This window comes from Nonomuraea sp. NPDC049649 (assembly GCF_040675175.1).
GTDB lineage: Bacteria > Actinomycetota > Actinomycetes > Streptosporangiales > Streptosporangiaceae > Nonomuraea.
The window spans coordinates 78,286-90,751 of the sequence record NZ_JBFAOH010000024.1; the positions used below are offsets into that span (position 1 = coordinate 78,286).

14 protein-coding genes are annotated in these 12,466 nt (G+C 73.1%); 5 read left to right on the forward strand and 9 right to left on the reverse strand.

The window, feature by feature from the left end; translation table 11 throughout:
* Positions 1-40: 40 nt before the first annotated feature.
* The 8 genes from AB0J42_RS26265 to AB0J42_RS26300 form a co-directional block, all read right to left on the reverse strand.
* Positions 41-646, reverse strand: a complete 606-nt coding sequence (locus AB0J42_RS26265) for a metal-dependent phosphohydrolase (protein WP_364298827.1) — start codon at positions 644-646, stop codon at positions 41-43.
* A gap of 371 nt (positions 647-1,017) precedes the next feature.
* Positions 1,018-1,692, reverse strand: coding sequence for a 3-oxoacid CoA-transferase subunit B (locus AB0J42_RS26270; protein WP_364298829.1), 675 nt, complete (start codon positions 1,690-1,692; stop codon positions 1,018-1,020).
* On the reverse strand, positions 1,689-2,363 hold the full coding sequence (locus AB0J42_RS26275) for a 3-oxoacid CoA-transferase subunit A (RefSeq protein WP_364298831.1): 675 nt from the start codon (positions 2,361-2,363) through the stop codon (positions 1,689-1,691). Before AB0J42_RS26275 ends, AB0J42_RS26270 begins: the two co-directional genes overlap by 4 nt.
* Positions 2,360-3,559, reverse strand: coding sequence for a thiolase family protein (locus AB0J42_RS26280; protein WP_364298833.1), 1,200 nt, complete (start codon positions 3,557-3,559; stop codon positions 2,360-2,362). Before AB0J42_RS26280 ends, AB0J42_RS26275 begins: the two co-directional genes overlap by 4 nt.
* A 101-nt stretch (positions 3,560-3,660) precedes the next feature.
* Positions 3,661-4,839, reverse strand: a complete 1,179-nt coding sequence (locus AB0J42_RS26285; protein WP_364298835.1) for a lipid-transfer protein — start codon at positions 4,837-4,839, stop codon at positions 3,661-3,663.
* Positions 4,836-5,264: a MaoC family dehydratase gene (locus tag AB0J42_RS26290; protein WP_364298837.1), complete on the reverse strand. Its 429-nt coding sequence runs from the start codon at positions 5,262-5,264 to the stop codon at positions 4,836-4,838. The genes AB0J42_RS26285 and AB0J42_RS26290 overlap by 4 nt, the downstream gene beginning before the upstream one ends.
* Complete coding sequence (locus tag AB0J42_RS26295; protein WP_364298839.1) at positions 5,261-6,202, reverse strand: bifunctional MaoC family dehydratase N-terminal/OB-fold nucleic acid binding domain-containing protein; 942 nt, start codon at positions 6,200-6,202, stop codon at positions 5,261-5,263. The genes AB0J42_RS26290 and AB0J42_RS26295 overlap by 4 nt, the downstream gene beginning before the upstream one ends.
* 88 nt (positions 6,203-6,290) lie before the next feature.
* Complete coding sequence (locus AB0J42_RS26300; RefSeq protein ID WP_364298841.1) at positions 6,291-6,899, reverse strand: TetR family transcriptional regulator; 609 nt, start codon at positions 6,897-6,899, stop codon at positions 6,291-6,293.
* Positions 6,900-7,049: 150 nt separating this feature from the next.
* Here AB0J42_RS26300 and AB0J42_RS26305 point away from each other — a divergent pair, with 150 nt between their 5' ends.
* On the forward strand, positions 7,050-7,607 hold the full coding sequence (locus tag AB0J42_RS26305) for a flavin reductase family protein (protein WP_364298843.1): 558 nt from the start codon (positions 7,050-7,052) through the stop codon (positions 7,605-7,607).
* 40 nt (positions 7,608-7,647) lie between these two features.
* On the opposite strand, the gene AB0J42_RS26310 is transcribed toward AB0J42_RS26305, so the two are convergent.
* A complete protein-coding gene (locus AB0J42_RS26310) occupies positions 7,648-8,397 on the reverse strand; it encodes an IclR family transcriptional regulator (protein ID WP_364298845.1) in 750 nt (249 codons plus the stop codon).
* Positions 8,398-8,644: 247 nt separating this feature from the next.
* Here AB0J42_RS26310 and AB0J42_RS26315 point away from each other — a divergent pair, with 247 nt between their 5' ends.
* From AB0J42_RS26315 to AB0J42_RS26330, 4 genes are all read left to right on the forward strand, one after another.
* Positions 8,645-10,954 carry a xanthine dehydrogenase family protein molybdopterin-binding subunit gene (locus AB0J42_RS26315; protein ID WP_364298847.1) on the forward strand — a complete coding sequence of 770 codons (2,310 nt, stop codon included), beginning with the start codon at positions 8,645-8,647 and terminating at the stop codon, positions 10,952-10,954.
* A complete protein-coding gene (locus tag AB0J42_RS26320; protein WP_364298849.1) occupies positions 10,944-11,411 on the forward strand; it encodes a (2Fe-2S)-binding protein in 468 nt (155 codons plus the stop codon). The genes AB0J42_RS26315 and AB0J42_RS26320 overlap by 11 nt, the downstream gene beginning before the upstream one ends.
* Positions 11,408-12,229: a xanthine dehydrogenase family protein subunit M gene (locus tag AB0J42_RS26325; protein ID WP_364298851.1), complete on the forward strand. Its 822-nt coding sequence runs from the start codon at positions 11,408-11,410 to the stop codon at positions 12,227-12,229. The genes AB0J42_RS26320 and AB0J42_RS26325 overlap by 4 nt, the downstream gene beginning before the upstream one ends.
* Positions 12,230-12,293: 64 nt before the next feature.
* Positions 12,294-12,466: transposase (locus AB0J42_RS26330; RefSeq protein ID WP_364298022.1), on the forward strand; the 173-nt coding region annotated here is incomplete at its 3' end.

The window sequence follows — 12,466 nt, forward strand, 5'->3', positions numbered from 1 at the left end:
GACCTCCACCTTGACAGGCGGACCGGCCGCGCGCCGCCGATTATCGCTCCAGCGCGTCGAGCTCCGCTCTCATGGCCTCCCTGGCGCGCGCCTCCCACAACTCGCGCGCGGGCGCCGTCCGGTAGAGGCTCGGTACGGCGAGCAGCCGGCGCAGCACCTGGGCCCGGCCTTCCCTGAACAGCTCGCCGGGTACGTGCGCGTACTCCTGCCTGACCTTGGCCGCGTACTCCGCGTACCCGTCCCCGCCCAGCACCGCCAGATCGGCGTCGCACAGCACCGCCCCGTTACGGTCGCCCTCGGCCAGCGTGTCGTGCGCCGCGGTCACCCGTACCAGCCTGGCCACCTCGGCGACCCTCGCGGCGGGCACCCCGCACCGGGGCAGGCGGGCCTGCGCGAGCTGCGCGCTGCGCTCCTCGTCCCACCCGGGCCGGCCGTCGTAGACGGCGTCGTGGAACCAGACGGCCAGCCGCACTGCGGCGGGATCGTCGGCCCACTCCTCGATCAGATCCACGGCCGCCAGCACGGCTCTCAGATGGTCGAGGTCGTGATAGCGCCGATGCTTCTCAGACCACCTGGCCACCAGCTCGGCCCCGACAGCCTCCCCGGCCGCCGACTCCCCCACCAGCTTCCGCCACCCGTCCAGCATATGATCGAGCGTAGCCCTCGGCTCCGGGGCCGTGCTCCGCGTCAGATACCGGGCGGGGCGCCCCCGGGCTCGCAGCCGAACATCTCCGCGAACCGCCGCTGCGCTATCCGCATGAGCTGGACGAGATCGTGGTCCTGGTCGCGGACCGGGTTCTTCTTTGGTGGTCTCGGGGGCGTGGATGGGGTGGAAGCGCCGCCCGGAGGGCCGCCTGGGCGCGCCGGCCCGGCCGGTGGACAGGCGCGCCGCGTACGGAGTGACGGCGATCATGGTGGTTGTTCCCGCTGGCGGGTGTGACGATGCCGGCGGTGCTGCTGCTGGACCGGCTGGTGCTGCGCAGGTTGCCGCGGCTGGCCGGGTTCGCCGGCTGAGGGTCAGGCCCGGGTGATCGGCACGTCCAGCCGGGCGGCCAGTTCGTCGAAGCCGATGCCGTAGGTCTCCGCCACCTTGACGCCGTCGGGGCCGAGGTGGAAGACGGCCAGGTCGGTGTAGAGGCGGCTCACGCAGGCCAGGCCGGTCAGCGGGTAGGTGCACTCGGGGACGAGCTTGGGGGTGCCGTCCTTGGTGAAGAGCGTCATCATGACGAACACCTGCTTGGCCCCGATGGCCAGGTCCATCGCGCCGCCGACGGCGGGGATGGCGCCGGGGGCGCCGGTGTGCCAGTTGGCCAGGTCGCCGCGCTGCGACACCTGGTACGCGCCGAGCACGCACACGTCGAGGTGGCCGCCGCGCATCATGGCGAAGGAGTCGGCGTGGTGGAAGTAGGCCGCGCCGGGCAGTTCGGTGACCGGCTGTTTGCCGGCGTTGATGAGGTCGGGGTCGATCTCGTCGCCTTCGGCGGCCGGGCCCATGCCGAGCATGCCGTTCTCGGTGTGCAGGGTGACGCCGGAGTCGGCCGGCAGGTGGTCGGCGACCGTGGTGGGCTGGCCGATGCCGAGGTTGACGAACGCGCCGCGCGGGATGTCGCGGGCGACGACGGCGGCCAGTTCCGCGCGGCCGAGCGGCTTGCGGTCCAGATGCTCGACTGTGCTCATCTCGACGGTGCTCATGCGGCCTCCTCCGCCTTCAGGTCCAGGATCCGGTCGACGTAGATGCCCGGGGTGACGACGGCCTCGGGGTCCAGCTCGCCGGCCTCGGCCACGTGGCGGACCTGCGCGATCGTCAGGGTGGCCGCGGTGGCCATGACCGGGCCGAAGTTCCGCGCGGTCTTGCGGTAGACGAGGTTGCCGAGCCGGTCGCCGGCGTGCGCGGAGATGAGCGCCACGTCGCCCTTGATCGGGTACTCCAGCACGTACTCGCGGCCGTCGATGGTGCGCGTCTCCTTCCCCTCGGCCAGCGGCGTGCCCACCCCGGTGGGGCAGTAGAACGCGCCGATGCCGGCCCCGGCGGCGCGCATCCGCTCGGCGAGCGTGCCCTGCGGCACCAGTTCCAGCTCGATCTCGCCGGCCCGGTAGAGGCCGTCGAACACCCACGAGTCGCTCTGGCGGGGGAACGAGCAGATCATCTTGCGTACCCGCCGGGCGGCGAGCAGCGCCGCCAGGCCGGTGTCGCCGTTGCCCGCGTTGTTGCTGACCACGGTCAGGTCCTTGGCGCCCTGCCGGATCAGCGCGTCGATGAGGGTGACGGGCATGCCGGCCATGCCGAAGCCGCCGATCAGTACGGTCGAGCCGTCCTGGACGCCGGCCAGCGCCTCGTCGGGGTCGGTGTGGAGGGTGGTCATGCGGCCTTCACATCCTCGCTCACGTTCTCCAGGACGACGGCCAGGCCCTGGCCGACGCCGATGCAGATGGCGGCGACGCCCCACCGCTGGCGCCGCTCGCGCAGCACGTGGGCGAGGGTGCCGAGGACGCGCCCGCCGGAGGCGCCCAGCGGGTGGCCGACGGCGATGGCGCCGCCCTTGACGTTGACGATCTCCGGGTCGATCCCCCAGGCGTCCACGCAGGCCAGCGACTGCACGGCGAAGGCCTCGTTCAGCTCGACCGCGCCGACGTCGGACCAGCCGATGCCGGCCCGGCGCAGCGCCTGGTTGGCGGCCTCGACCGGCGCGTAGCCGAACTCCTGGGGTTCGAGGGCGGCGGCGCCGCGCCCGGCGACGCGGGCGATCGGCGCGGTGCCGAGGCGCTCGGCGGCCTGTTCGGAGCCGAGCACGAGCGCGGAGGCGCCGTCGCTGAGCGGGGAGGCGTTGCCGGCGGTGATCGTGCCGCCGGGCCGGAACGCGGGCTTGAGCCCGGCCAGCACCTCGGGGGTGGAGCCCGGCCTGATGCCTTCGTCGCGGGCCAGGTCGGCGCCTTCGACCGGCACCGCCAGGTCGTCGTAGAAGCCGGCCTCCCAGGCGGCGTGGGCCAGCGCGTGCGAGCGGGCCGCGAACGCGTCCTGCCGCTCCCGGGAGATGGAGAACTTCTCCTGGAGCTGCTCGTTGGCCTCGCCGAGCGAGACCGTCCACTCCTTGGGCATGCGCGGGTTGACCAGCCGCCAGCCGAGTGTGGTCGACACGGCGGTGGTGTCGCCCGCGGGGAAGGCGCGCGACGGTTTGGGCAGCACCCACGGGGCCCGGGTCATCGACTCGACGCCGCCCGCCACCACCACGTCGGCGTCGCCGGTCTCGATCGTACGCGAGGCGATCATGGCGGCGTCGAGGCTCGATCCGCAGAGCCGGTTGACGGTGGTGGCCGGGATCGTCACCGGCAGCCCCGCGAGCAGCACGGCCATCCGGCCCACGTTGCGGTTGTCCTCGCCGGCGCCGTTGGCGTTGCCCCATACGACGTCGCCGATGTCCGCCGGGTCCAGCGCGGGCGCCTTGGCCAGCACGCCGCGCAGGGCCGCGGCGGCCAGGTCGTCCGGGCGGACGCCGGCCAGCGCGCCGCCGAACTTGCCGAACGGCGTGCGCGCGGCCGCGTAGACGAAGGCCGAGCCCATGACGTCCCCTCCTTCTGTTCGCATAGCGAACACACGTTCTTTCTACGAACACCATGCAGCTTAGCCCAGCACCGTCACCGGCCGAAGAGGGGAACCGGTCGTCACCCGGGGTCGGCGCCCAGGATCAGGCCGCTGGTGGGGACTCCGGTGCCCGCCGTGACGAGCACGTGCCGTACGGAGTCGGGCTGGTTGACGGAGGTGCCACGGACCAGCCGGACGCCCTCGGCGATGCCGTTCATGCCGTGGATGTAGGCCTCGCCGAGCTGGCCGCCGTGGGTGTTGACCGGCAGCCTGCCCCCCACCTCCAGGTGGCCGTCGGCGATGAAGTGGCGGGCCTCTCCCCTGGCGCAGAAGCCCAGCTCCTCCAGCTGCGGCAGCACCAGCGGGGTGAAGTGGTCGTACAGGACGGCCGCGTCCACGTCGTCCGGGCCCAGCCCGCTCTGCGCGTAGAGCTGCCGGGCGACCAGGCCCATCTCCGGAATGCCGGTGATCTCCGGCCGGTAGTAGCTGGTCATCATGTGCTGGTCGTCGCCGGAGCCCTGGCCGGCGGCGAGGATCAGGGCGGGCGGGTGCGGCAGGTCGCGCGCCCGTTCGGCGGAGACCACGACCAGGGCCTGGCCGCCGTCGCTCTCCTGGCAGCAGTCGAGCAGCCGCAAGGGCTCGGCGATCCAGCGGGAGGCCTGGTGGTCGGCCAGGGTGATCGGCCGCCCGTGGAACCACGCCGCCGGATTGACGGCGGCGTGCTTGCGGTCGACCACGGCGACCCGGCCGAAGTCCTCGCTGGTGGCCCCGTACTCGTGCATGTAGCGGCGGGCGAACATGGCCACCCACTGGGCCGGGGTGAACAGCCCGAACGGGCTGAGCCAGGCGAAGGCGGCGTCGTCGGCCCCGGCCCCGGAGGGCGCGTCCGCCCGGCCGAGCCCGAAGCGGTGCCCGGACCGCTCGTTGAAGGCCCGGTAGCAGACCACCACCTCGGCCACGCCGGTCGCCACCGCCATCGCGGCCTGCTGGACGGTGGCGCAGGCCGCCCCGCCGCCGTGCGGGATACGGGAGAAGAACCGCAGCTCGCCGATGCCGGTGCTGCGGGCGATGTGGATCTCGGAGCTGGAGTCGGCGGTGAACGTCACCATCCCGTCCACGTCGGACGGCCGCAGCCCGGCGTCGGCGACGGCGGCGAGCACCGCCTCGCAGGCCAGCCGGAGCTCGCTGCGGCCGGAGTCCTTGGAGAACTCGGTGGCGCCGATCCCGGCGATCGCCGCCCGCCCGGACAGGCCGCTCACGACGCCTCCCCGCCGCGGGGCAGCCGCACGGCGACGGTGCCGGTGACGTGCGCGCCGAGGCGGTTGACGCCGCGCACGGCGATCTCCACCCGGCCGTCGTCGTCGTGCTTGGCGGTGACGGTGCCGGTCAGCGTCATGGTGTCGCCGGGGTAGTTGGGCGCGCCGAGCCTGATGCTGATCGCTTTGACCTCGGCGGCCGGTCCCGTCCATTCGGTGACGTACCGGTCGATGAGGCCGTTGGTGGTCAGGATGTTCATGAAGATGTCCGGCGCGCCGCGCTCGACGGCCAGGGCGGGGTCGTGGTGCACGTCCTGGTAGTCGCGGCTCGCGATCGCCGTCGCCACGATGAGCGTGCGGGTGAGCGGGATCGGCAGTTCGGGCAGCGTCTCGCCGATCGTCACGTCCTCGTACGTACGACTCCTCATGCCGTCACCGGCCGGAACACCGGGAGCGACAGATCCGGATCCGGGTCGAGCCATTCGAGGGTCACCGGCATGTCGATGCGGACCTCCTCAGGGGTGACGCCGACCAGGTTGGCGACGAGCCGGGTGCCTTCCTCCAGCTCGACGAGCGCGACGAGGTACGGGGGGTCGAAGGCGGGATGGCGGGGGTGGTGGCTGACCACGTAGCTGTAGACGCGGCCCCGGCCGGACGCCTCGGCGGCGTCCCACTCGTACGAGCCGCAGCGGGGGCAGCAGGGGCCGGGCGGGTGGCGCAGGCGGCCGCAGCCGGTGCAGCGCTGGATGACCAGGCGGTGCTCCTTGGCGGCCTCGAACCAGAACGCGTTGTCCCGGTTGACGGCGGACCGCGGCCGCGGCGCCGGGGGCGGCTTCTCCTGCTTCGGGCGGAACCAGAGCATGCGCCAGCGCTGCGTCGCCACCGTCTCGCCGTGCTGGTCGAGGTAGGTGCGCCCGGTGGTGACGAAGCGCCCGGCGCCGAGGGCGGTCCGTTTCTCGGGCGAGACCGACTCGACGACCTCGCGCACCGCCACGTGGTCGCCGACGGTCAGCTCGCGGTGGAAGGCGAACTCCGAGTCGGTCGCCACCACCGAGGTGTAGCCGCCCTCGGCCAGCAGCGCGATCAGCCCGCCCAGGCCTTCGCCGTCGCCGCCCCCGGCTGCGGCGGCATAGCCGCGCATGGTCCAGGCCTGCGTCATCGAGGCCGGGGCGACGATCCCGGGGCGGCCGGTCGCGCGGGCGGCCTCCTCGTCGAGGTGGACGGGGTTGCGGTCCCCCATCGCCTCCACCCAGTGGCGGATCATCGGCACGTTGACCGGGTCGGGGCCGGGCGTCGGCGGGAGGACCTCCCGGCCGGCGAACTCCATCAGCCGCTTCTCGTAGCCGTCCTGCTCTGTCTGGGCCAACGCGGGTCCTCCCCTGAGCACGCCTGCCCTCCGACGGTAGTCACGCGGCGGCTCCGGCAGGAGGGCGAATCCCGCTGAACGGGAGCGATCACGCGTTCGAGCGCCGGGCGAGCAGGAGCCGGCAGGCGATGCGCAGGTCGCTCTCCATCTCGGGGATGGCCAGCCGGCCGTTGAGCCCCGACTGCAGCACCCCGTACCAGCACTGCACGAGCAGCCGGACCAGCGTCACGTCCATCGGGGTCGGCTCGTCGATGGCCAGCACCCGCAGGATCAGGTCGCGCGAGGTGTCCTCGATCCGGGCGGCGTCGGCGACCACGGCCGGGTTGGCGGTGCTGGCCGACTGGAGCATCGCGGCGGCGAGCGCGGGCCGCCCCAGCAGATGGCGGCTGGCCCGCACGAGCACGTCGGCGACCGCGTCCTCGGGCGCCCCGGCGCTCTCCGGCCGGCCGATGCTCCTGCTGAACCCGTCGATCCGCTCGGCCAGCACGGCGGTGAACAGGTGGGTCTTGGACGGGAAGTAGCGGTAGAGAGTGGCGATGGCCACCCCGGCCTCCTTGGCCACCTCGTGCATCTGCACGCGCTCCAGCCCGCGCTCCGCCCCGATGCGCGCGGCGGCCCGCAGGATGCGCAGGTGGCGTGCCCGCTGCTCCGGAGAGCTGGGCTCGGCCGGCATCCTGGCCTCGGCGATCCTCGGCACGTTCGCTCCCGCTCGCTCGGTGGGATGGGGACGACGATACACATCACCGCCGCGCCGGGCTCCCGATCATTCCGCTCATCGGGACCGGTGGCGGAATGCCCGATGGGTGTTTGTAGGTTCGGATTGGTCGGGAGCGCGTGAGAGGAAGCGATGACGGCCGAGTTCGCCGATGACGAACCCGTGATGGATCCGCCTGCCCCGGCGGAGTTCCGCAGGGCTATGGGCATGTTCGCCAGCGGGGTGACCGTGATCACCGGTCTCGACGGCGCCGAACCGGTCGGCTTCGCCTGCCAGTCGTTCGCCTCGGTGTCTTTGGAGCCGCCGCTGATTTTGTTCTGCGCCGACCACCGGGGCCGTTCCTGGCCGCGCATCAGGAAGAGCGGCCGGTTCTGCGTGAACGTGCTCGGCGAGGACCAGGCCGACCTGTGCCGCCGGTTCGGCTCCAGCACCGGCGCCAAGTTCGACGGCCTCGGCTGGGACCTGTCGCGGTGGGGCGTCCCGGCGCTGCCCGACGTGCTGCTGCGGGTCCACGCCGAGGTGCGCGACGTGCACGTCGCGGGTGACCACGACGTGGTCATCGGTCTCGTACGGGAGCTCGAACCGGTCAAGGAGCAGCGGCCGATGCTGTTCTTCCGCGGCCGGTTCGGCATCGGCGAGCGTCAGCCTGGCGAGCCGGGCGCCAACCTGTGGAGCTGGGGCGACTACTGACACCCCGTCACGAGAGCCTGCCCCGACTGCTGACGCCTGGTCACGGAAGCCCGCCCTCGACCAGCGGGCTCTGCGCGGCCCGTACGCCGAACAGCGCGTGCGAGGCCTGCCGCGCGGCCTCCCCCACCAGCGGCGCCACCCGTTCCAGCGGCGCGCGGACGTCCCCCGCCAGTGAGAGGCCCGCCACCGGCCCGTCGGGGCCGCGGATCGCCGCCGCGACCGCGCACACGCCGTGCCCGCCGCGCTGGAAGGCCAGCCCGCGCCGCTCGCGGACGCGCCGCAGCTCCTGGTGCAGCGGGCCCGCCTCGCCGACCAGCGCCTCGACCTGCTCCGGCTCCAGCCAGGCCAGGATCGCCCGCCCGAGCGCGGTGGCACGCACGGGCGCCCGGCCGCCGACCCGCGTCGGCACCGACCGGGCGAGCGGCCCGCCCGCCTTGTCCAGGTAGTACACGTCGGCCCCGTCGAGCACCCCGAGGTGGGCGACCAGGCCGGTGGCGAGCTGGAGCTCGTGCAGCAGCGGCGCCGCCGCCGCGCGGATCTCGCCGTGGCCGCCGTCCGCGCCGCCGAGCCCGAGCGCCCGCCGGCCCAGCCGGTAGCCGGACGAGCTGTGCTCCAGCCAGTCGTGCCGGACGAGCTGGTCGAGGATGCGGTGCGCGGTCGAGCGCGGCAGCCGGGTGCGGCGGGCGACATGCTCCAGGGTGAGCCGGGCGGAGCGGCCGGAGAACGCGTCCATGATGAGCGTCATCCGCTCGACCATCGACGGCGGCGGCCCGGAGCCGAGAGGGGGCATCGCACCTCCCGAACCTGAAATGAATTCTCGTCTGGACCCTAACAACGGGACGCACCCCTGAAAAGACCGCTGATTCCCTGCCGGTCGCCGTCGATCGCCGTCAAAAGGTCACGCTCCGCCTGTCCCGCAACCCCGGCCGGTCTTTCGGCGATGATCCGCACGCAGGTATTGCCGTGACGTGACGCACACGACACTATAAGTCGCTATACGCCTAACTACGGGCGCCTGGCTCCATGGGAGGTGGCCTGTGACGACGATCGGCTCGGCAGTACCACGCAAGGAGGACGCCGCGCTGCTGAGGGGGCGCGGCACGTTCGTGGACGACATTCACCGTCCTGGACTGGTCCACATGGTCTACGTGCACAGCACCGAGGCCCACGCGCTCATCACCGGCATCGACGCCGAGGAGGCCCGGTCCCTGCCGGGCGTGCTCGGCGTCTGGACCGCACAGGACTTCGCCGGGCTCCCGCCCCGCCCGTCCGTGCCCGGGCTGGACCGCGGCTACCTGGCCGGCGACAAGGTGCACTACGTCGGCGAGCCGCTGGCCGTGGTCGTCGCCGCCGACCGGTACACGGCCGCGGACGCGGCGCGTGCCGTGCGCGTGTCGTACGAGCCGCTGCCGGTGATGGCCACGGTGGAGGACGCCCTCGCGCCGGACGCGGTGCCCATCTTCGCGCCGCTGCCCGGCAACCTCGCCCTGGAGCAGCAGGTGACGCCGGACGACGTGACGGCAGACCTGGAGGCCGCGCCGCACCGCCTGCGCGCCCGCCTGGTCAACCAGCGCTGCGCCGGCGCCCCGATCGAACCGTACGGGGTCCTCGCCGACTGGACCGGGGCCGGGCCGACCGTGTGGGCCACGGTGCAGGCGCCGCACCGGGTCCGCGCGGAGATCGCCGAACGGTTCGGGCTGGCCAGGCACCTGGTCCGGGTGGTCGCGCCCGACGTGGGCGGCGCCTTCGGGGTGAAGTCCTCGTTCATGCCCGAGCTGTTCCTCGCGCCGGAGCTGTCGCGCAGGCTCGGCAGGCCGGTCAAGTACGTCGAGACCCGCAGCCAGCACATGGTGCACACCTACCACGGCCGCGACCAGATCCAGGACGTCGAGGTGGGCTTCGACGACGAGGGCCGCATCCTCGCCCTGGACGCGACGATCACCGTCAACGTGGGCGGCGTGCCCGACCCGGTGGGCATCGGGCTGCCCACGCTCACCTCGTACATGCTCAGCGGCTGCTACAAGATCCCGAAGATCGCCGCCCGCTTCCGGAGCGTCGTTACGAATACGACGCCTACCGCCTCCTATCGGGGCGCGGGACGGCCGGAGGCGAGCTTCCTGATCGAGCGGGTGGTGGACCTGGTCGCCCGTGAGCTCGGCCGGGATCCGGCCGACGTCCGCAGGGTGAACCTGATCCAGCCGGACGAGATGCCCTACCAGACCCCGTTCGAGGGGATCGTGTACGACGAGGCGGACTACCCGGCCGCGCTGGACCTCCTGCTGGACGAGCTGGACTACGCAGGGCTGCGCCAGGAGCAGGCGCGGCGGCTCGCGGACCCCCGGGCTCCGCTGCTCGGCGTCGGGCTGTCGACGTTCGTGGAGATGGGCGGGTTCGGCCCCACGCCGCTGTTCGAGATGTTCGGCTACCTCGGCGGCTGGGAGTCGGCGAACGTCCGGATGCAGCCGGACGGCTCGGTGATCGTGCTGGTCGGCACGGCCCCGCACGGGCAGGGGCACCAGACCGCGCTGGCCCAGATCGTCGCCGACCAGCTCGGCGTGGCCTTCGAGGACGTCACGGTGCTGTACGGCGACACCGCCGTGGTGCAGGAGGGCACCGGCACCATGGGCAGCCGCGGCATGCCCGTGGCGGGCAACGCCGTGCGGCAGGCCGCGGAGGAGGTGGCCGCCAAGGTCAAGGCCGTCGCCGCGCACATGCTGGAGGCCGACCCGGACGACGTGGTGCCGACCGAGGGCGGATTCCAGGTCAAGGGGGTACCCGAGGCGACGGTGACCCTGGCCGAGGTGGCCGAGCGTGCCTTCAAGCCGCACCTGCTGCCCGAGGGCACCGAGCTCGGCCTGGAGAAGACCGCCTATTACGAGCCGAAGAACCTCAGCTACCCGAGCGGCGCGCACGGCTGTGTGGTGGAGATCGACCGGGACACCGGGCGGGTGTCGGTCCTGCGCTACGTCTGCGTGGACGACTGCGGCACCGTCATCAACCCGCTGACCGCCCGCGGGCAGGTCCACGGCGGCGTCGCCCAGGGCATCGCGCAGGCGCTCTACGAGAAGGTCGCCTTCGACGCCGGAGGCCGGCCGCTGGCCGCCTCGTTCGAGGACTACATGGTGCCCGGCCCGCTCGACCTGCCCTCGTACGAGACCCACCACATCGAGACCAGGTCCAGCTTCAACCCGCTCGGCGTCAAGGGGCTCGGCGAGGCGGGGGCGACGGCCGCGCCGCAGGCCGTCGTCAACGCCGTGGTGGACGCGCTGGCCCACCTCGGGGTGCGCGACGTGGAGATGCCCTGTACGCCGGAACGAGTCTGGAAGGTCATGCACGATGCGAGTTGAGATCACCGTCAACGGGCAGCCGCACAGCCGGGAGATCGAACCCCGGCTGCTGCTCGTCCACTTCCTGCGTGACACGCTGTCCCTGACCGGCACCCACATCGGCTGCGACACCTCCAGCTGCGGCGCGTGCACGGTCCTGCTCGACGGCGTGGCCGTGAAGTCCTGCACCGTCCTGGCCGCCCAGGCCGACGGCTGCGCGGTCACCACGATCGAAGGGCTGGCCGGGGAGGACGGGCTCTCGCCCGTGCAGGAGGGCTTCCGGCAGTGTCACGGCCTGCAGTGCGGGTTCTGCACGCCGGGCATGGTCATGGCGGCCACCGCGCTGCTCGCCGAGCAGCCCGACCCGACGGAGCAGGAGATCCGCGACGGGCTCAAGGGCAATATGTGCCGGTGCACCGGCTACCAGATGATCGTCGAGTCGGTCCAGTGGGCGGCCGCGAACGGAGGGGCACGATGATCCCGGCCGGTTTCTCCTACGTGCGCGCGGGCTCCCTCGAGGAGGCGCTCGGCGAGCTCTCCCGGCACGGCGACGCCGCCAGAGTGCTGGCCGGAGGCCACTCGCTGCTGCCCGCGATGAAGCTGCGGCGGGCCGAGCCGGGCGTCCTGGTCGACATCGGCCGGCTCCGCGCCCTGTCGTACGTCAGGGCGGAGGGCGGCCAGGTCGCGGTCGGCGCGCTCACCACCCACCGGACACTGGAGCGCGACCCGGTGGTGGCGGAGCAGGTGCCGCTGCTGGCCGCCGCCGCGGCCCGGATCGGCGACCCGCAGGTGCGCAACCGGGGCACGATCGGCGGCTCGCTGGCCAACGCCGACCCGGCGGCCGACCTGGCCGGGGCGGTGCTGGCGCTGGACGGCGTGCTGGTGGCGCGCGGCCCGGCGGGCGTGCGCGAAATCCCGGGGCGGGAGTTCTTCACCGGCCCGTACCGCACCGCGCTGGCACCCGGTGAGCTGCTCACCGAGATCCGGCTGCCGGCCGCGCCCGGCAGGTCGTACGCGTTCGAGAAGTTCAGCCGCCGCGCCCTGGACTGGGCCGTGGTCGGGGTCGCCGCCCAGGCTCGGCCCGGCGGCGGCGTGGCGATCGCGCTGCTCGGCATGGGGCCGGCGCCGCTGCGGGCCACCGGGGTGGAGGAGGCCCTGGCCGCCGGCGTCCCGGCCGCCGAGGCGGTGCGGCTCGCCACCCGGGGATCCGAGCCGCCGGACAACGCGGTCGCCAGCGCGTCCTACCGCGCCCACCTCGCCGAGGTGCTGGTGGGCCGCGCCCTGGCGGCGCTGTAAGAGCTCCTAACAAAATGATCACTCTGGTCTCTCATGAGACGGTTTGCCGGTTGGATCACGTCGTGTGAGGAAGGGTGAGCAGCCGCCCTGGATCGTGCGCGACAGTCTGTGGGAGCGGATCGAGCCGCTGCTGCCGAAGGTCGAGCGGCGCACGCGTCATCCGGGTCGTAAGCGGCTGGACGATCGCAAGGTGTTGTGCGGGATCTTGTTCGTGCTCTACACCGGGATCCCGTGGGA